This is a genomic window from Chloroflexaceae bacterium (genome assembly GCA_025057155.1).
Lineage (GTDB): Bacteria > Chloroflexota > Chloroflexia > Chloroflexales > Chloroflexaceae > JACAEO01.
In genome coordinates this window covers 82619-100625 of the sequence record JANWYD010000020.1, presented here as the reverse complement: position 1 = coordinate 100625, position 18007 = coordinate 82619, and the positions used below count along the sequence as shown (strand labels likewise).

Sequence of the window (18007 nt, the reverse complement as noted above, 5' to 3'; positions counted from 1 at the left end):
AGCGGCGAGGTGCAGCGGGTTGACGCCGTCCACGTGCTGCAGGCCGTCATCGAGCGGCAGGCTGTAGGAGGGCGAATACACGCGAAAGAGGCCGGTCTGCGCGGCGATCCAGGCCGCAGCCGCGTTCCGGGCCGGGCGCGGGCGGGCCGCCGTCGCCCCCGGGCCGGGCACGATGTGAACACCATCAACCTTCCCTGCCGGCGGGCGTCTCGTCGGCGCGTGGACGCCCGGCACGCGTGGCCAGGTCGGTTAGAATGGATAGATGTGTGAATAGACTCTGCGGCTCTCCGTGTCCTCTGCTCCTCTGCGGTTAACAATCCGAAAACATTGCGCGGGCGGCCTGCGAGAGCCTGTCGAATTTTACGGATCACTGGTCCAAAGGGGGAAATCACGCCATGCCAGATGAACGCCAGACACCGGGCCAACCGGCACCCTTACCCATCACCGACCTGCGTGCGCAGGTCTTCGCCCTCTACAAGCAGGGCGCCTGGTCCGAGGCGCTGGCCCTGCTGGCTCCGATCCGTCCCGCCGAGCCGGCTGAAGCCGCCACGGTGATCTTCTGGCGCGCCTGTTTTCTGACGCTGCTCGGGCGTCGCGAGGAGGCCCTGGGGGCGCTAGAGGAGGGGCTGCGGCAGGGGCTGTGGTGGGCGGAGCAGCGCCTGCGCTTCGACCCCGATCTTCAGGCCCTTCAGGGCGATCCGGCCCTGGAGGCGGTGCTGGACGAGTGCGCGCGCCGCCGCGCGGCGGCCGAGGTGCATTGCCAGCCCCGCCGCCTCGTCGCCGCTCCGGCGACTCGCCCCGCGCCGCTGGCGCTGGTCCTGCACGGCTACGATGGAACGGCTGAGGAGACGCTGCCGGCCTGGGAGCCCCTGGCGGCGCAGGGCTGGCTGGTGGCGGCGCCGCAGTCCTTGCAACTCGCCGGCATGGCCGGCGGCCACTGGTCCGACGATGCCCGTGCCCGGGCCGATGTCGCTCTCCACCTGGGCGAACTGGTGGCCGAGGGCGCCGCGGACCCCGCCCGGCTCCTGCTGGGCGGCTTCTCTAATGGCGCGCGGGCGGCGCTGACCCTGGCCCTCACCGGAGCCATCCCCGCTTCCTACATGGTCGGCGTCGCCGGGGCGCTGCGCGATGAGACGCTGGCCACGCTCGATGCGTCGGCGCTGCGGGCCGCGGCCCCGCGGGTGCTGTGGCTGGTCGGCGAACGCGATCAACTCGTTGCGGAGCGCGCCGGACCGCAGGCGGCCTGGCTGGCCGCCCGAGGCGTGCCGGTGACGGTCGAGATGCTCCCCGGCATCGGCCACGACCTGCCGCCGGACCTGGCCGCGCGCGTGGCTGCCTGGCTGGCGGCAGGTGGGTAGGGACGACGTGCTCAAGACCCTGGCGCCCGCTGGTCCTGAGTTGACAACGCGCCCACCGACGTTGAGCCGGGCGCGCGGATTGCTTGCCACGGCTCAACCAGCGCCATCCGACACTGATGTCGCTCGCCGGCTCGATGAGCGTCGGCGGGAGCAATAGAGACAGCAATCCACAATCCAAAATAATATGCTCCACTTCGTGCTACAATCATCCCACAGCATGAGCAGGCAGGTGGGTTATGCCCTCACCATTTCCGGGGATGGACCCGTATCTCGAGGCGCCCGAACTCTGGGAAGATGTCCACGCCAATCTGGCCACCGAGCTGCGCGCCCAACTCCAGCCCCAACTGATCCCGCGTTACGTGGCCGTGCTTGCCCCCTATGTCACCTACGAGGATATCGCCATCGGCGAAGTGAGCGCGGTCAAGCCGGACGTGGCGGTGCAGTTGCGTGAGCCGGTCGCGCCGTCACGGGAGACGTCGTCACCCATCGTGGCGCCGCTTATCGGGGTGACCACCCTGGCCGAGCCGGAGGTTCCGGCGAAGACCCAGCGCATTGAGGTGCGTCGCGTTGGCGATGAGACGCTGGTGACGGTGATCGAGCTCCTCTCGCCGGCCAACAAGCGCGCCGGCACCGAGAGTTTCGAGGCTTACCAGCGCAAACGGCGCGACCTGCTGCGCTCACCGGTGCATCTGCTCGAGATCGATCTGCTGCGGCGCGGCGTGCGCTGGCCGATCGACACCGAATTGCCGCCAGCGCCCTATTTCATCTTCCTCAGCCGGGCGGCCCTGCGCCCACAGGTGGAGATCTGGCCGATCAACCTGGGCGATCCGCTGCCCCGTGTGCCCGTGCCCCTGCAGGCCCCCGACCCTGATGCGGCGATCGACCTGGGGGCGGCCCTGGCCCGCGTCTACGAACTCGGCGCCTACGCGCTGCGCGTTGACTACCAGCGTCCCCCGCCGCCCCCGCCGCTGCCCCCCGCCGACGCGGCCTGGGCCGCGGCGCGCATCGCCGCCTGGCGCGAGGGGCGTGCCGGCGGCGATGCGGGAGCTGGGCAGTAGCGGCACGTCGCTGGCATTTGTAGATCTCTCTTCAACGCACCATTTCGAGCCGGCGGTGCAGTTTATCGGCTCCGGCCGGGAGCGTCCCGCCTTCCGGCGCGCCGGTTTCGCTGGCGGCGACAGGGCGCGGCGGGGGCAGGGCGAGCCGCCAGAGGGCGGCAAACAGCGCCGCGAGCAGGAGCGCCACCGGTCCCGTGTCCAGGTTGTCGCTGCTCATCGGAGTCACGACCGCCGCCGCCAGGCCGCCGAGCAGCGCGCCAATGGGACGCAGACCGGTAGGCAACAGATGTTGCCCGCCGATCACCAGGCCCGCCAGGGGCAGCAGGGTGTAGAAGGCCGTGGCGTGGACGAAGGTGTTGTCGCGCAGTCCCTGCAAGCCTGCGCACGCGCCCAGCGCGGCCGCCAGTCCCGCGCCCAGAGCCATAGCGGCGATCCGCCACCCTGCCGCCCGGCGCGGCGGACGCGCCGGCCAGAGCCACGCCCGACCCCGGCCCGCCCAGAGACCGCGCAGGATTACGGCTGCTGCCAGCGCGACCAGTGTCGCCGGAAGCAGCAGGATCAGGAGCCACATGCCGAGACCCGGCGCGGACCGGTACTGGTCCGGCCAGAGCAGGATCAGCGCCAGCAGCGCGGGGAATATAGGGATCGCCCACAGCAGCCGCCTGACCCGTCGGCGTTGAATCTCCCCCTCGGCGGGGCTGTAGGTCCAGAGCACGGCTGCCACTGTGCCCGCGGTGATCAGGGCGAGGACAAGCAGGCTCGGCGCGCTGCCCCAACTCAGGCGCACAAACCCCAGGGTTACGATGAGCGGGAGGCCGAGACAGGCCCCGTGCCATACATCGGCGAAGCGATCGCGATGGGTGGGGGCGGCGCGCGGTGGCGGCGCGAACGACGGCCAGACCCGGGCCGCCGCCAGCGCGAAGAGGCATAGCGCCAACCAGGCGCCGGCGAGCAGCATGAGGCTTGGCGCAAGCATTACCCTGCGGGCCTCGGAGCTCAGGGCCATGTCGTTGATTGCCGGACGCCCCAGCAGCCAGAGGGCGATACACCCGCCGCAAACGAGGGTCACCGCTGCGGCGGGCAGGCGCAGACCCACCACGATCAGGCCATGCAGCATGCCCACCGCGGCGCCGACCAGCGCCGCCCGCTGCGCCGCGAGCGGCAGCAGGTCGGGCGACGCCAGGGGCCCGACATTGTGCAGCAATCCCACCGGGTTGAGCGCCAGATGGGCGCCGAGCATCACCATGACGCCCGGCGACAGATCGAGGTCGTCGAACAGGAGGGGGAGACTCAATGCCACTGTCAGGGCGGCGATCTGCACGATAAGAGCGACCGCCGTAAGCTGGCCCACGTCGCTGCCGGCGCCGAGCGCCAGCGGCCGGTGGAGCGCCAGCGCGGCGAGCAACACCAGGGCCAGCGCGAGCACCGCAGCCCAGGCGGGCCGTGGGCCGGCTGTGAGGGGCGGAGCGAGCCGGGGGGCGGAGCGACGGAGGGCGGCAGCCGTCAGGCGCGGGTCGCCCAGGTCGGCCAGAGCAGCAGCGCGAGCGGCGCCCTCGTCGAGGCCGCGAGCCTGATACGCGGTCGTGGCCTCCTCCAGGTGGTCGGTAATCTCGGCCCGCAGACGCTCGCGGCGACTGGCAGGCGCGTCTCGTAGCGCGGCCTCGAGCCAGCGCTCAACCTCGTCGTTCACTGGCTACCTCGCGGAAAGGTGTCGAGTACGGCGTTAATGGCGCGGCTATACTGGCGCCAGGCGGCGCGCTCGCGCTCCAGAGCGCGAGCGCCGGCTTCGGTCAGCCGGTAGATCCGCCGCGGGCGCCCCTCCGCGATGACCTCCTCGAAGGTCTCGATCAGTCCCTGTGCTTCGAGTGTGTGAAGGGCGGGATAGAGCGTGCCCTCGCGAAACTCGAGGACGCCCTCGGAAAGACGGCGGATGGTCGCGGCAATCGCGTACCCGTGATTGGGGCCATGCGCCAGCACGTGCAGCACCAGCAGCGGCAGACTGCCTTTGAGGTTCATGTGACACCACCGGGGAAACAGCGCATCCGGCGCGTGGTCGAACCTGAGTAGTCTGTGAACCGGGTTTTTTGCTAAACCCTCATACCCTCTCCCGCCAGGGTTTAGAGGCGGACAGAACGCATGAGCGTGATTCATGGCGTTGGGATGCGCCGTTTCACCCTCACCCCCTGCCCCTCTCCCGCACGCGGGAGAGGGGAGGCCAGAGCCGTGCTCGGAGCCGTCCCAATGCGGTAGCGGCGGTGTTCGCTCGGGTGTTCTGTCCGCCCTTAAACCCGCCAGGGGAGAGCGCCTGACGCCTCCTCCCCACGGGGGGAGGCTGAGAGGGGGGCGGCAGTGCAGGAAACTCACTTCACAGACCACTGAGCGTATTTTGCTCTCCCAAAAACTATCTTCCTCGGCTCTTACTGTGACGAAGCCGGCTGGATGCGCTACGAAAGCCCACGCCGCGATTAACGATACATCGAAATCCGATGTATGTCAAGCGTGCGGACCGTTCCCGTCTCATCCGCCCACATACACGATCCGGTAGATGTTCCCGTTGCGATCGTCGGACACGTACAGATCCCCCGCGGCGCCGACGGTGACGCCTGCCGGGCGCCCCCAGGCCCCGCCGCACTGCTGGTTCGGGCTGTCGCGGAAACCAGTGAGGAACGCCTCGCCCCGCACCGGGCGTCCGTTCTCGACAATGATCCGCTGGACCCGGCAATCACGTGGCGTCGACGAGTCCCAGGAGCCGTGGTAGGCGACGAAGAGGTGGCCGCGGTAGGCCGCCGGAAAATGGACAGCCTGGTACAGGGCCGCCCCCAGCGGCGCGTAGTGCGCCAGGTCGGTGAAGCGGGCCGGAACGACAACGTCGCAACTCGGTACCTGGCTGTCGAGGGGCACCCGCGTGTCGCGCACCTCACGCGCTCCGTCGGGCACGGCCCCCAGTTCGGCCGTGTAGCAGTAGGGCCAGCCGTGGTGCCGGCCGCGCTGCACGTCAATCACGATCTCCTCAGGCGGCAGGTCGTCGCCCAGACCGTCGCTCCCGTTGTGCGTGGCCCACATGCGTCCGTCGGAGGTAAAGACGAAATCCACGCTGTTTCGCAGACCTTCGGCCCACACCGCCCGCCGCCGTTCGTCGGGGTCGTTCGCGAAGGGATTATCGCCGGGAATGCTGCCGTCGAGGTTGTAGCGCAGCACCGCCGCCCGCCGCGGATCACCCTCGCTGCATCCGCCGACAGGGATGTTGCACTTCGACCCGACCGCAACATAGAGCCGGTCGTCGGGGCCGATGTGCACGGTGCGCGAGGTGTGGCCGCCGTCGCCAGGCAGGCCGCTCACCACCACGGTCTGCTCGCCGGGATCGGCGGCGTCGCCGTCGCCATTGCCGTCGCGCAGGCGTGTTACCCGGTCGTTCATAGCGGCGTACAGATCGGCGCCGCGCCAGGCCAGGCTATGCACACCGCTCAGCCCGGCCGCCACCACTTCCACCCCATCGGCCAGCCCATCGTTGTTGCGGTCGGGCAGGCGAATGACGCGCCCGGCGCCCCGCTCGGCGACATAGAGCTGTCCATCAGGACCAACGGCCATCAGGCGCGGCCCCTGCAACCCCGCGGCGAAGAGGCGCACGGCGAAGCCGGGGGGCGTTTGCAGGCGGGCGCTGGCGGCATCGGGGGGCGGTACCGGCAACGGCGCGCCCGATACCGGTGTTGCGGTAGGGCCCGGGCTGGGCGATGCTCCGGGCGTCGCGGTCGGCCGTGGGCTGGGCGATGCCCCGGGCGTCGCGGTGGGGCCTGCGGTAGGGGACGGCGCCGTTGGCACAGGCGTGCTGGAGACGATGAACGGCAAAAACTGCCGGAAAGCGCCGGACTGGGCGATCATCAGCGCGGCGCCGCTGCACAGCAGGGCCAGCGCGCCGAGGGTGGCGATCAGACGGCGAGACATAGGTCGTAGCTCCTTTCGAGACTCAACCAGGATTTCGCAGAACGGTTGACGCAACGGCGCGGAGGCGCAAGGCTCTGGCGATGTTCTTCGCCGCTTTGCAGCTCTGCGCCCTCTACAGTGAGTACGTGCAGGGTCTTATGGGAACACGTACACGAGAAACGCCGTAGTATAATCAACGCATGACGACCGGGAAAGAGCATGAAGATCCTTCCTACTGGCGGAGACGTGAGACGGCCGCTCTGGCGCGCGACCGCCGCCTGGCACGACAGGCCCGAGCCGATGCCGAGGCGATTGCCGCGATGCTTCGGCAGCGGTTCGGCGCGAGTCGCGTGGTGCTGTTTGGCTCGCTGGCGCGGAACCGCTTCACCGCCGATTCGGATATCGATCTGGCGGTCGCCGGTCTGGCCCCGGAAGATTACTATCGCGCCATCGCCGAAGCAAGCAAGCTCAGCGCCTTTCCCGTCGATCTCAAACCCCTGGAGGCGCTGACGCCGCACTTCCGCGAGCGTATGTTGCAGACAGGGGAAGATATGTAGAGCGCTGACCGGCATGCTTGATCCACATCGAGCCTGTCCGGATCCTCCTGCGGATGGGTCTGGGGAGCGAAGCCCCCCTGGAAACCTTTGTTTCTCACCTGAGGATCTGCGAAAGCGCCATGCATCTCTGTTTGGATGAGGGTGGGGAAACCGGGTTTCTCTATGCGCCTGCCTGAGTGGAGATTCTCGGAGGAGAACATCAAAGAATGCGGCAGAGAACATCCGCGGTGCTTCGCGGCGTTGCCGCCGACATTAGCGTCGAATTGCACTACTTGCAGCGGCTTGCCGAGGATATCGCCTTTGTCCACGCGCAGATTGCGACTTATCCCGAACATGCCCGCCTGTTCTACGAGAACCTGGCCCTCAAGCTCCACAATTTCTATACTGGATGCGAGCGCATTTTTCAAACCACTGTAGCAGAGTTGAACGGCATGCCTCCGAGCGGATTTGACTGGCATCGGCGGCTGCTGGAACGGATGGGCCTGGCGTGGCAGGATCGCCCGGCGCTGCTTGCCTCAGAAACAGTCGAGGCTCTGCGGGAGTATCTGGCGTTCCGCTACGTGGTGCGGAACATCTACGGGTGCGAGCTGGATCGCGAGCGGATCGAACAGCTTATCAGGCGGTATCCTGAGGTCTGACGCCAGTTTGAAGCCGATTGCCGGCAGTTCATGACCTGGCTGGAGACCCTCGCGGATGAACTCGAGGCGGAGAGCGAAACCTGAGAATTGGACCGGGACAATTGCGGATTGCCGAATGAGACTGCTCCTTGTAGGGGAGGTCTGGAGGAACCTTCGGTTTGAGTGGCAAAAGACGGTCTGGGGGCGCTTTGACCTCCCAGACCGTCTCCCTCGAGGGTGCAGGGGTGCGGGGGAAACCGGGTTTCCCCACCGTCCAATCTTACCGGCTCAGGCGGGCCTTCAGCTCCTGGGTGAGCAGGGGCAGCACCTCGTTCACATCGCCAACCAGGCCAAAGGTGGCAACGCGGAAGATTGGCGCATCAGGGTCCTTGTTGATCGCCACGATATTGCGGCTGGTGCGCATGCCCGCCAGGTGCTGGATGGCCCCGGAGACGCCGCAGGCCACGTAGAGCTTGGGCGAGACCGTCTTGCCGGTCTGGCCGACCTGGTGCTCGTAGGGCACCCAGCCAGCGTCAACGATGGCGCGCGAGGCGCCATAGGCTCCGCCGAGGGCCTCGGCCAGCGGCGGGATGAGCCGGTAGTAGTTGTCCTTATCGCCAAGACCGCGCCCGCCGGTCACAATGATGGCGGCGTCGGTGAGGTTGACCGCGCCGGTCTTTGGCGCCACGCTGGTGACAGTGGTGCGGATCTCCGCCCCACCGAGGGCCAGGGCCTGCACGCTGCCAGCGGCGCCGGGCTGGGCCTCGGGGAAGCTCTGCTTGCGGACCAGGGCCACCACCGGGCGGCCAGCGGCGAAGGCATAGGTGTTGATCACGTTCCCGCCGTGGGAGGGGCGCACCGCAGTCACCGCGCCGCCCTCGGCTTTAAGGTCGATGGCGTCCACCACCAGCCCGGCGTCCAGATCGGCAGCCAGGGCCGCGCCGAAGTCGCGCATCTGGAAGCTGGCCCCGGCGAGGATCAGGGCGGGCTGCGTCGCGGCCACGGCGACCTTCGCTGCCGCCACGTGCCCGTCGGTCGTGTAGGGGGAGAGGCGCGGATCATCAACGGTATAGACCGTGTCGGCTCCGTAGACCGCCGCCTTCTCGGCCAGCGCGCCCACGCCGCTGCCCACCACCACCGCGCTCAGTGGGCCGCCAAGGGCGGCCGCCAGTTCCTTGCCCTTGCCCAGCAACTCCCGCGTGACGGCGGCGATCTCGCCGTCCACCTGCTCTACATAAACCAGCACGCCCGGCATATGTTCCTCCTGCGACACACATTGCCAGCGCCAGCGGGAGCGCCACCGGCGCGGGGGCAACGCCTGCGCTAGATAATCTGGTTCTCCAGCAACTTATCGACCAGTTTCTTCACCTTGGCGGCCGCGTCGGGGCCGTCAATCATCTCCCCGCTTGGACGCGGCGGCGGCGGCACGCGCTGCGTGATTGTCACCGCCGAGGTAATCCCGGTGACGCCCAGATCGGCGGCCGTCCACACCGGCGGCTCCACCTTGGCGACCTTCTTGATCTTCAGCAGTGAAGGATAGCGCGGGTTGTTGATGTCCTTGATCACGCTCACTACGGCAGGCAACGGCGCGGTCACCGTCTCCACCACCGTCTCCAGGTGCCGCTCGGCGGTGATCGTCTTGTTGCCGGGATTGACATCAATCACCTTTCCCACATAAGTGAGCTGGGGCCAGCCCAGGACCCGCGCCAGGGCGGGGGCGAAGGCGCCGCTCTCATCGTCGGTGCTGTTCCGGCCGGTGAGGATCAGATCCACGTCGCCGAGCTTGCGGATCGCCGCCGCAACCACTTTCGCCGCGGCGATGGTGTCGAGCGTAGCAAATGCCGGATCCTTCAGCAGCAGCGAGTCGGTGGCCCCCATCGCCAGGGCGCGGCGCATCTGCTCAACCCACTCGTCGGTGCCCATGGAGAGAACGGTCAGCTTCCCGCCGTGCTTCTCGTTCCAGATAATCCCTTCTTCGATCGCGTACTCGTCGAACAGGTTGATGATCTTCTCGATCCCGTCGGCGTTGATGCTCAGGTCAGGGTTGATCTTGACCGAGTTGTCCCGAGGGACCTGCTTCATACACACGACGATGTGCATGCCCAAGCTCCTTCATCGGGGCGCCGCCCGCGCGACACCCTACCGGCACCTGTAACGCCACCGATTGTACCACGTTCTCTGTCCCTTGTCCCGGACCTTACAGGTTTGCGCCGGGCTGCGTCCGCCTCTGGCGGCGGGCCGTGGGTCGGCTACGCCGCCCGACAGGATCCTTTTTTTGTTGGTTCTGGCGGCGCATCCGCCAGAACCAACGAAAAACTCGGAGGGTGGAGTTTGCCCCAAAGATGTCGCATCAGCCCCGCGGGTTTGCAAAACCGGTAAGGTCCGGGACGCCTCTACATGCGCGTATAATCCGCATTTTCGGCCCGGCTGTCAACCCCATGCCTCAGGGTCATATGCCGGAAGTTCGCAGCGCAGCGGAGGGTTGGTGCGGTAACCGAGGGCGAAATCGGCCTGCAAGAGTTCCTGCAATTCGCGGGTGCCTTCGTAGATCACCGCCCCGCGCGCATTCCGCAGGTAGCGTTCAACCGGATACTCGTCGGAATAGCCGTAGGCGCCGTGGATCTGAAGCGCATCATCGGCGCATTCGAAGCTCGATACCGTAGCATGCCACTTGGCCAGGGTGGTTTCGCGGGTGTTGCGCAGGCCGCGGTTTTTCATCCAGCCCGCCCGGTAGACCAGTAATCGCGAGGTGTCGAGCTTGCGCACCATGTGGCTGAGCATGCGCTTGACCAGTTGGTGTTCGGCGATGGGTCTGCCGAAGGTGTGGCGTTCACGGGCGTAGCGCAGGCTGGCCTCCAGGCTGGCCTGGATCAGCCCGGTGGCCCCGGCGGCTACGGTGTAGCGCCCGTTGTCGAGGGCGGCCATGGCGATTTTGAAGCCCTCGCCTTCCTCGCCAAGGCGGTTGGCCGCCGGCACCCGTACATCCTGAAAAATGACGCTGCCGGTGTTACCGGCCCGCACCCCGAGCTTCCCGTGGATGGGCTGGCTTGAGACCCCCGGCCAGCGCCGCTCGACGATGAAGGCCGAAATGCCCCGCGCGCCCCGCTCCGGATCGGTCTTGGCCATCACCAGGAAGTTGTCGGCAATGTCGGCCAGGCTGATCCAGGTCTTTTCGCCGTTGAGGATGTAGCTATCGCCGTCGCGGCGAGCGGTGGCGCGCATCGCGGCGGCATCGGTGCCCGAATCGGGCTCGGTGAGACAGTAGCCGGCGAGTTGCTCGCCGCGGGCCTGGGGAACCAGATACCGCTGCTTTTGCTCCTCGGTGCCCCACTGGAAGAGGCTTAGCGAGTTGAGGCCGGTATGCACCGACATCACCACGCGCAGGAAGCTGTCTACCCGTTCGAGTTCCTCGCACACCACCGCGAGGGCCAGGTAGTCCATGCCCGCGCCGCCGTAGCGTCGGGGCAGGCAGATGCCCAGGAAGCCGAGTTCGCCCATCCGCTTCAGCACCGGGCGAATGTGCGGACGTGCTTCGGGGCCCTCGTGCTGTTCGGCCCCTGATCGATCCCAGACGCGAATGAACGGCGCAACCTCCTGCTCGGCAAACCGGCGCACCGTTTGCCGCAGCATGGCGTGCTCCTCGTTCAGAAACATCTCGTAGCCGGCGGTGAGGTCCATGGACGCTGCTCCCTCGTATCCTGATTGGCGTGCATGGCATTATAGCAGGGGGATGGAGCAATACAAGCTTGCCTGGGAGGGCTTTACCCTCCCGGCCCTGCCCTACCGGTAGGGGGAAGCCTGGTTTCCTCCTACCCCTGGTTGCAGGTGGCGTGGCGTGTGCTATAGTACCCTGCAACAGACCGTTTCCGCGCGCGGTCTTATCGTCAGGACATTCAAACCATATCTGGGAGTGGGAAACCTATGCCGTTCTGTCCGCAATGTGGTATTGAAAATCCCCCTTCCGCGCGCTACTGTGACCAGTGCGGCGCAGTGTTGATCCCCGTACCCGCGCAGGGTCCGGCTGCGCCGCCGGCGCCCGCTCCGGCACGCCCGGCCGCTACGCCCGCTGCCGGGCCATCTACCTGCCCGCAGTGTGGAGTGACGGTCATTCCGGGAGAGGCCTTCTGCGACACCTGCGGCGCGCCCCTGCTCGGCGCGACGCGTCCGGTCGCTCCTGCGCCGGCCTACGGCGGCGTGCCGCCCCAGCCCGCTTACCCGCCGCCGCGGCCGGTAGCGCCAGCGACCCCGCCAGTGGCGCCCGCCCCGCCGCTGCGGACAACCCTGGCCCCGGCGCGGCTGCTGGTGCAGCCCTCCGGCGTCGTGGTGCCGCTCCCGGCTGCGCCGCAGGCTCTGGTCGGGCGCGCCGACGCGGTGAGCAATTTCTTCCCCGACGTTGATCTGACCGATTACAATGGCCTCAATCTCGGCGTGGGCCGCCGCCACGCGCGCCTCTTTGTGCAGGGCGGCCAGATCATGGTCGAGGATCTCGATAGCACCAATGGGACCTTTCTCAATGCCGCCCGCCTGAGTCCGCGCCAGCCCGCGCCGCTCAAACACGGCGATGAGTTGCGCCTGGGAAACCTGCGCCTGCGGGTGGAGATGTAATACGATTTTGGATTTTGGATTGTTGGATGATGCGCACGGGCCGTATTCAACAGGCACTGCTATAAGGAGATCTGGATGCGCATCGCGGTCTTTGGCCCGGGAGGGGTAGGCGGTTATTTTGGCGCGCACCTGGCGCGGGCCGGTCACGAGGTGCACCTGATTGGCCGGGGCGCGCATCTGGAGGGCGTGCGAGCCTCCGGCCTGCGCGTCGAGAGCCCGAAGGGCGCCTTCAGCGTGCGGCCCGCCGGCGCCGCCAGCGATCCCGCAGCCGTCGGCCCCGTGGATCTGCTGCTGGTGGCAGTGAAGACCTGGCAGCTTATCGAGGCGGCCCCTGCGCTGGCGCCGCTGATCGGCCCGGAGACGGCAGTGCTGCCTTTGCTCAACGGCGTCGAGGCCCACGACATCCTCGCAGCGGCCCTCGGGCAGGATCATGTGCTCGGCGGGTTGTGTCGCATCATCGCCTATATCGCTGCGCCAGGGGTCATTCGCCACGTGGGGGCCGAGCCGACGATTATCTTCGGCGAGCTTGACAACCGGCGCAGCGCCCGCGTCGAGGCCCTGCAGACCGCCTTCAGCGAGGCGGGCTTTGGCGCCGTCGTCCCGCCCGACATTCACGTGGCGATCTGGGAGAAGTTCATGCTTGTGTGCACCTGGAGCGGTCTCGGCGCCGTCACCCGCGCGCCGCTGGGGGTCTGGCTGCGGCTGCCGGGCACGCGGGCGCTGGCCGAGGCGGCGCTGCGCGAAGTGGTGGCAGTAGCGAATGCTCGCGGTGTGGCCGTCGCCCCGGCCCAGGTTGAGGCGACGCTGCGCTTCCTCGACACCCTGCCCTACGAGAGCACCGCCTCGATGCAGCGCGACATCATGGAGGGCCGACCTTCCGAGTTGGAGGCGCAGAACGGCGCCGTGGTGCGCCTCGGTCAGGCCGCTGGCGTGCCCACCCCGGTCCACAGCTTCCTGTATCACGCCCTGCTGCCCCAGGAACTGGCCGCCCGCGGAGCCTTGGTGGAAGATGGGTGAGGGTCCTCACCCTCCCTCGCCTCGCGGCGCTCGGCGCCCTCTCCCTCTCCACCGCAGGTGGAGAGGGAGGGGTCCTGGGGGATGGTGAGGAACGCCCCCCAGAATTGTTCTGGCGGGAAGAGGGAAGGCCAGTTTAGCGCATTCAGCATCAAGGAGCCACCATGCATCCCCAACGCCTTCAGCGCCTCATCGAGTCCCTGCGCGACCAGCGGCTCGACGGGCTGGCGCTCATGCCCGACGCCAACCTGGCCTACCTCAGCGGGCTGAGCTTCCATCCCGGCAAACGTCTGACCCTGGCGCTCGTGCCCGCCGATGGGGCGCCGCCATGCCTGGTCGTTCCCGCGCTGGAGCACGGGCGCGCCGAGGCCGCTGCGCGCATCCCAATGCGCTACTTCTCCTGGCACGACACCGAGGGTCCCGCCACGGCCCTGGCCACTGCCGTCGCCGCTGCCTTTGGCCCCCATGCCCGCGGGTGTACCCTGGCCGTCGAGCACACTGCTATGCGTGTGATGGAACTGCGCGCCCTTGAGGCGGCTATTCCCGATCTGCGCACCCGCGATGCCACCCCGATCCTGGCCGATCTGCGCATGGTGAAGGACGCCGCGGAACTGGCGGCCATCGAACAGGCGGTGCGCATCGTCGAGAGCGCCCTGGAACGCACCATCGCCCAGATCCGCGTGGGCATGACCGAACGCCAGGTATCGCGGCTGTGCTCCGAGGCCATTCTCGCCGCGGGCGCCGAGGGTGAGAGCTTCGAGAACATCGTCGCCTCGGGACCCAACGCGGCCAATCCGCACCACAGCAACAGTGATCGCCCGCTGCAACCCGGCGACCTGGTGATCCTCGACTGCGGCGCGCGCTACCAGGGGTATGTCTCCGACATTACGCGCACGATCGCGATTGGCGAGCCGGGAGAACTGGCGCGCCGGATCTACGATCTCGTGTTGCGGGCCAATGAGGCAGGGCGCGCAGCGGCCCGTCCGGGGGCCAGCGGCGCAGCGATTGATGCGGCGGCGCGCGCGGTGATCGAGCAGGGCGGCTACGGGGAGTACTTCATCCACCGCACCGGCCACGGCTTTGGGCTGGAGACCCACGAGCCGCCGAATATCGTCGCCGGCGACAACGAACCCCTGCGCCCCGGCACCACCTTCACGGTCGAGCCGGGCATCTACCTGCCCGGCGTTGCCGGCGCGCGCATCGAGGACGACGTGGTGATCACCGCAGACGGCGCCCGCAGCCTCACCGCCTTCGGCCGAGCGTTGCGCATCGTGGGGGAGTAACGTTAGCCTCTGGAGGGTCGTGGGCGGGTCACGCTTTCCCTGAACCTCATGGATGTTCCAGGAGGGCTTCACCCTCCCGGCCCCTCATCAGGCAGGGGCGTGGGGAAACCTGGTTTCCCCACACCTTCGAGCAGCGGCGCAGCCTGTAGCGTTTCTCGAAACGGTTGACCTAACGATGGCGGCGCAGGCGCAGCGAGCTACACCGCTCAGGGTCCTCAGTGGATCAAGCATTCCGGTCAGTGCTCTAGAGAATCTGCGACAAAAAGAGCTTCGTCCGCTCATGCCGCGGGTTCTCAAAGAACAACTCCGGCGTATTCTCCTCAAGGATCTGCCCGCGGTCCATAAACACCACCCGGTCGGCCACCTCGCGAGCGAAGCCCATCTCGTGGGTCACGCAGAGCATGGTGATGCCCGAGGTCGCCAGCTCTCGCATGACATCAAGCACCTCCTTGATCATTTCCGGGTCGAGGGCCGAGGTTGGCTCATCGAAGAGCATAATGCGCGGGTTCATGGCCAGGGCGCGAGCGATGGCCACGCGCTGCTGCTGCCCGCCCGAAAGCTGGCCGGGATATTTGTGGGCCTGCTCGCGGATGCCCACCCGTTCGAGCAGTTCCAGGGCCCGCTTCTCGCTCTCGGCGCGGGTCTGCTTCCGCACCCAGATCGGCGCCAGGGTGATGTTTTGCAGCACCGTCAGGTGGGGGAAAAGATTGAACTGCTGGAAGACCATACCTGTCTCGCGGCGGATGGCGTCAATGTTGCGGATGTCGTTGGTCATCTCGATGCCATCCACAATGATCCGTCCCTCCTGGTGCTCCTCCAGGCGGTTGATGGTGCGGATGAAGGTGCTCTTGCCGCTCCCCGACGGCCCGCAGATCACCACCACCTCGCCGCGCTTGACCCGCAGATTGACGTCGCGCAGCGCATGGTAATCGCCGTACCATTTGTTGACGTTTTCACATATGATGATGTCATCGTTTGAAGCATAAGCTTTGTTCATGATTTTGAAGATCCTTTCAGGTTTTTATGGTTGGCAGCGCAACCTGGAAGATTGCGCTGCACAGGGCTTACAACTTGCCCACATGCAGATCGGTTTCAATCCGGCGCGCCGTGCGCGACATGGTGAAGCTGAAGATCCAGTAGATCCCCGCCACCACAAAGAACGTTTCGCGCCACACCCCGCCGGGAATGCCGAGCCACTGCGGCTGGGTGTAGACGGCCTGCGCGGCCCCCAGCAGGTCCATCAGGCCGATAATCACCACTAGCGAGGTGTCCTTGAACAGGGCGATGAACTGGCCTACCAGCACGGGGATGACCGCCCGCAGGGCCTGGGGCAGGGTGATCAGCAGGGTAGTCTGCACCACATTCAGGCCAAGGGCGCGCGCCGCCTCAATCTGCCCTCTGGGAATGGATTGCAATCCGCCGCGCACATTTTCCGCCAGATAGGCCGCGCTGAAGAGCGTCACGGCGACGATGGCGCGCACCACGGCGTCAACGCGCACGTTCGCCGGCAGGAACAGCGGCAGCATCAGCGAGGCCATGAAGAGCACCGTCACCAGCGGCACGCCGCGGATCAGTTCGATGTAGGCCACGCAGAACCATTTGATCACCGGCAGGTTGCTGCGCCGCCCCAGGGCCAGCAGCACCCCCAGGGGAAAAGAGAGCACGATCCCGCTGACCGCCAGGATCAGCGTAAGCATCAGCCCGCCCCACAGGTTGGTGCCAATGGCGGCCTCGCCCACGCCGCGCAGGATCAGGATCGCCGCAGGATAAAGCAGGATCCACCCGGCCACCAGCGGCCAGCGCAGGACCTCGCCCAGACGCTGGCCAGCGGCGATCCCCAGGCCCGCCAGAGCCGCTACGCCGAAGAGGAACAGCCGTGTCGAGAAGACCGGCGGCGCCTGGTCGGGCGGCAGCGCCAGCGAGAGCAACCCCAGGATGATCATCGCCACGCTGAACCCTCCCGCGAGAACCAGGGGGATGCCGCGCCAGACTCCTCCGCTGAGTCCAAGCAGCACGGCGACCAGCGCCGCTACCAGCTCGGGGCGCCAGAGCTGATCCGGCGGGTACCGCCCAACCATCAGCAGGCGCACGTTGCTCGTTACGGCGATCCAGCCCTCGGTGGTGACCGTCCAGCGCAGCAGTGCGCTGAGGGCCTGGAAGACCAGGAACAGCAGGACGATGCTGATCAGCGAGTTCCACCAGTTGCTGAACAGGTTCTGGCGCAGCCATTGGAGCGCGCCGATGTTCGGGCGTGGGGCGCGGGTGCGGGGTTGTGACGCTTCCGTCGCCATAGCGTCACCTCTCCACGAGCTGCGTGCGCTTGTTGTACCAGTTCATCAGCAAAGAGGTCAACAGACTGATGCTCAGGTACGATGCCATCACCATCAAGATCACCGGAACCGCCTGTCCGGTCTGGTTCAGCGTCGTGCCGGCCACTGAGAAGAGGTCGGGAAAGCCGATGGCGACCGCCAGGCTGCTGTTCTTGGTCAGGTTGAGGTACTGACTGGTCAGGGGCGGGATGATGATCCGCAGCGCCTGGGGGAAAATCACCAGCCGCAGGGTTTGCGCGCTGCTCAGACCGAGGGCGCGAGCCGCCTCGCGCTGGCCCTTGTTGACCGCCTGGATGCCGCTGCGCACGATCTCGCCGATGAAGGCGGCGGTGTAGATCACCAGGCCGAAGAGCAACGCGGCGAAGTTGGTGGTCAGAGTGATGCCGCCGCTGAAGCCGAAACGCTGCAACTCGGGGATCTCCAGCGTCACCGGCCACTGGCCGGCCACAAGACGGGTAACCACAAAACCGAGCAGCGCGATCGCGGCGGCAAGCAGCAGCGCCCAGGGCAGAGCCACGCCCGGCCGATCGCGCCGGGCGAACTGCACTTGCCGCACGATGTAGAAGCCCGCCCCGGCCAGCAGCCCCGCCCAGAGCCACGGCGCCCAGGCCCCGAAGTCGGCGCTGGCCCGCGGCCAGGCGATGCTTACGCCGCGGTTGTGCAGGAAGAGCACCCCGCCGATGTTGATCGCCTCCTGCACCCGCGGAAAGGCCTGGCTCATCGTATACCAGAAGAACAGTTGCAGCAACAGCGGAACGTTGCGCACGATCTCTACGTAGACGGTGGCGATATTGCGCAGCAGCCAGTTGCCGGAGAGGCGGCAGATGCCCAGCACGATGCCGAGGAGGGTGGCCAGCACGATCCCGATCCCCGCAACGCGCAGGGTGTTGAGGACGCCCACCAGGAAGGCGTAACCGTAGGTGCGCGAGGGGTCGTAAGGGATCGGCGACTCGCTGATGGGGAAGCCAGCGGGCTGCCGCAGGAAGGCGAAACTCGGCAGCAGGTTGGCCCGCCGCAGCCCATCCATCATGGTGCTGTAGAGGAACCAGAACGTCGCAATCACCACGAGCGCGAAGGCCACCTGCACGAGAATGGCGATGACCCGCGTATCGCGGTAAAAGGGGATGCTCGCCGGCTGACCGGGCGGCGTGGTGGCGGCCATACGGTACCCTTCGCGTGCAATTCAACCTGGAGGCGGCGAGGACCGGCTTCGTGCCAGTTCTCGCCGCCCCCGGCAAACTCCTCCTCAGCGCCTCAGTGTTCA

Annotated in this window: 17 protein-coding genes; 8 read left to right on the top strand and 9 right to left on the bottom strand. The window is 67.3% G+C overall.

Going from position 1 to position 18007, the window contains the following annotated elements; translation table 11 throughout:
• Positions 1-395: 395 nt before the first annotated feature.
• The 3 genes from NZU74_16920 to NZU74_16910 all read left to right on the top strand — a co-directional run bounded on the left by NZU74_16920 (position 396) and on the right by NZU74_16910 (position 2416).
• Entirely contained in the window at positions 396-1358 is a 963-nt protein-coding gene (locus NZU74_16920; protein MCS6883015.1) for a hypothetical protein, read from the top strand.
• Positions 1351-1515: a hypothetical protein gene (locus tag NZU74_16915; protein MCS6883014.1), complete on the top strand. Its 165-nt coding sequence runs from the start codon at positions 1351-1353 to the stop codon at positions 1513-1515. Before NZU74_16920 ends, NZU74_16915 begins: the two co-directional genes overlap by 8 nt.
• A gap of 79 nt (positions 1516-1594) precedes the next feature.
• Positions 1595-2416, top strand: a complete 822-nt coding sequence (locus NZU74_16910) for a DUF4058 family protein (protein ID MCS6883013.1) — start codon at positions 1595-1597, stop codon at positions 2414-2416.
• A gap of 31 nt (positions 2417-2447) precedes the next feature.
• Here the strand turns inward: NZU74_16910 and NZU74_16905 are convergent, their stop codons facing one another.
• The 3 genes from NZU74_16905 to NZU74_16895 form a co-directional block, all read right to left on the bottom strand.
• The gene (locus NZU74_16905; GenBank protein ID MCS6883012.1) at positions 2448-4106 is read right to left on the bottom strand and encodes a permease prefix domain 1-containing protein; all 1659 of its coding nucleotides are present in this window, start codon (positions 4104-4106) and stop codon (positions 2448-2450) included.
• On the bottom strand, positions 4103-4432 hold the full coding sequence (locus NZU74_16900) for a PadR family transcriptional regulator (protein ID MCS6883011.1): 330 nt from the start codon (positions 4430-4432) through the stop codon (positions 4103-4105). The genes NZU74_16905 and NZU74_16900 overlap by 4 nt, the downstream gene beginning before the upstream one ends.
• A gap of 501 nt (positions 4433-4933) precedes the next feature.
• Positions 4934-6358: a PQQ-dependent sugar dehydrogenase gene (locus tag NZU74_16895; GenBank protein MCS6883010.1), complete on the bottom strand. Its 1425-nt coding sequence runs from the start codon at positions 6356-6358 to the stop codon at positions 4934-4936.
• 179 nt (positions 6359-6537) lie between these two features.
• On the opposite strand from NZU74_16895, the gene NZU74_16890 reads away from it, so the two are divergent.
• On the top strand, positions 6538-6894 hold the full coding sequence (locus NZU74_16890) for a nucleotidyltransferase domain-containing protein (GenBank protein MCS6883009.1): 357 nt from the start codon (positions 6538-6540) through the stop codon (positions 6892-6894).
• 206 nt (positions 6895-7100) lie between these two features.
• On the top strand, positions 7101-7532 hold the full coding sequence (locus NZU74_16885) for a hypothetical protein (GenBank protein ID MCS6883008.1): 432 nt from the start codon (positions 7101-7103) through the stop codon (positions 7530-7532).
• Between the two features lie 259 nt (positions 7533-7791).
• Here the strand turns inward: NZU74_16885 and NZU74_16880 are convergent, their stop codons facing one another.
• The 3 genes from NZU74_16880 to NZU74_16870 all read right to left on the bottom strand — a co-directional run bounded on the left by NZU74_16880 (position 7792) and on the right by NZU74_16870 (position 11189).
• Positions 7792-8766 (bottom strand): electron transfer flavoprotein subunit alpha/FixB family protein, encoded by a 975-nt coding sequence (locus tag NZU74_16880; GenBank protein ID MCS6883007.1) that lies wholly within the window; start codon positions 8764-8766, stop codon positions 7792-7794.
• Positions 8767-8834: 68 nt separating this feature from the next.
• Complete coding sequence (locus tag NZU74_16875) at positions 8835-9611, bottom strand: electron transfer flavoprotein subunit beta/FixA family protein (protein MCS6883006.1); 777 nt, start codon at positions 9609-9611, stop codon at positions 8835-8837.
• Between the two features lie 330 nt (positions 9612-9941).
• On the bottom strand, positions 9942-11189 hold the full coding sequence (locus NZU74_16870) for an acyl-CoA dehydrogenase family protein (GenBank protein ID MCS6883005.1): 1248 nt from the start codon (positions 11187-11189) through the stop codon (positions 9942-9944).
• Positions 11190-11432: 243 nt separating this feature from the next.
• Here NZU74_16870 and NZU74_16865 point away from each other — a divergent pair, with 243 nt between their 5' ends.
• The 3 genes from NZU74_16865 to NZU74_16855 all read left to right on the top strand — a co-directional run bounded on the left by NZU74_16865 (position 11433) and on the right by NZU74_16855 (position 14413).
• The gene (locus tag NZU74_16865) at positions 11433-12116 is read left to right on the top strand and encodes an FHA domain-containing protein (protein ID MCS6883004.1); all 684 of its coding nucleotides are present in this window, start codon (positions 11433-11435) and stop codon (positions 12114-12116) included.
• Positions 12117-12191: 75 nt separating this feature from the next.
• Positions 12192-13133, top strand: coding sequence for a 2-dehydropantoate 2-reductase (locus NZU74_16860; GenBank protein ID MCS6883003.1), 942 nt, complete (start codon positions 12192-12194; stop codon positions 13131-13133).
• Positions 13134-13294: 161 nt separating this feature from the next.
• Positions 13295-14413, top strand: coding sequence for a Xaa-Pro peptidase family protein (locus tag NZU74_16855; GenBank protein MCS6883002.1), 1119 nt, complete (start codon positions 13295-13297; stop codon positions 14411-14413).
• Positions 14414-14657: 244 nt separating this feature from the next.
• Here NZU74_16855 and NZU74_16850 read toward each other — a convergent pair whose 3' ends face one another.
• The 3 genes from NZU74_16850 to NZU74_16840 form a co-directional block, all read right to left on the bottom strand.
• Positions 14658-15410 carry an amino acid ABC transporter ATP-binding protein gene (locus NZU74_16850; protein ID MCS6883001.1) on the bottom strand — a complete coding sequence of 251 codons (753 nt, stop codon included), beginning with the start codon at positions 15408-15410 and terminating at the stop codon, positions 14658-14660.
• Positions 15411-15477: 67 nt separating this feature from the next.
• Positions 15478-16704 (bottom strand): amino acid ABC transporter permease, encoded by a 1227-nt coding sequence (locus NZU74_16845; GenBank protein MCS6883000.1) that lies wholly within the window; start codon positions 16702-16704, stop codon positions 15478-15480.
• A 4-nt stretch (positions 16705-16708) separates the two neighbouring features.
• Positions 16709-17905: an ABC transporter permease subunit gene (locus NZU74_16840; GenBank protein MCS6882999.1), complete on the bottom strand. Its 1197-nt coding sequence runs from the start codon at positions 17903-17905 to the stop codon at positions 16709-16711.
• Positions 17906-18007 lie beyond the last annotated feature (102 nt).

Coding starts and splice junctions, on each gene's coding strand:
- NZU74_16900 (MCS6883011.1), bottom strand. CDS start 4,432: ATGAACCTCAAAGGCAGTCTGCCGCTGCTGGTGCTGCACGTGCTGGCG.
- NZU74_16895 (MCS6883010.1), bottom strand. CDS start 6,358: ATGTCTCGCCGTCTGATCGCCACCCTCGGCGCGCTGGCCCTGCTGTGC.
- NZU74_16920 (MCS6883015.1), top strand. CDS start 396: ATGCCAGATGAACGCCAGACACCGGGCCAACCGGCACCCTTACCCATC.
- NZU74_16890 (MCS6883009.1), top strand. CDS start 6,538: ATGACGACCGGGAAAGAGCATGAAGATCCTTCCTACTGGCGGAGACGT.
- NZU74_16875 (MCS6883006.1), bottom strand. CDS start 9,611: ATGCACATCGTCGTGTGTATGAAGCAGGTCCCTCGGGACAACTCGGTC.
- NZU74_16870 (MCS6883005.1), bottom strand. CDS start 11,189: ATGGACCTCACCGCCGGCTACGAGATGTTTCTGAACGAGGAGCACGCC.
- NZU74_16855 (MCS6883002.1), top strand. CDS start 13,295: ATGCATCCCCAACGCCTTCAGCGCCTCATCGAGTCCCTGCGCGACCAG.
- NZU74_16865 (MCS6883004.1), top strand. CDS start 11,433: ATGCCGTTCTGTCCGCAATGTGGTATTGAAAATCCCCCTTCCGCGCGC.
- NZU74_16845 (MCS6883000.1), bottom strand. CDS start 16,704: ATGGCGACGGAAGCGTCACAACCCCGCACCCGCGCCCCACGCCCGAAC.
- NZU74_16910 (MCS6883013.1), top strand. CDS start 1,595: ATGCCCTCACCATTTCCGGGGATGGACCCGTATCTCGAGGCGCCCGAA.
- NZU74_16840 (MCS6882999.1), bottom strand. CDS start 17,905: ATGGCCGCCACCACGCCGCCCGGTCAGCCGGCGAGCATCCCCTTTTAC.
- NZU74_16880 (MCS6883007.1), bottom strand. CDS start 8,766: ATGCCGGGCGTGCTGGTTTATGTAGAGCAGGTGGACGGCGAGATCGCC.
- NZU74_16885 (MCS6883008.1), top strand. CDS start 7,101: ATGCGGCAGAGAACATCCGCGGTGCTTCGCGGCGTTGCCGCCGACATT.
- NZU74_16860 (MCS6883003.1), top strand. CDS start 12,192: ATGCGCATCGCGGTCTTTGGCCCGGGAGGGGTAGGCGGTTATTTTGGC.
- NZU74_16850 (MCS6883001.1), bottom strand. CDS start 15,410: ATGAACAAAGCTTATGCTTCAAACGATGACATCATCATATGTGAAAAC.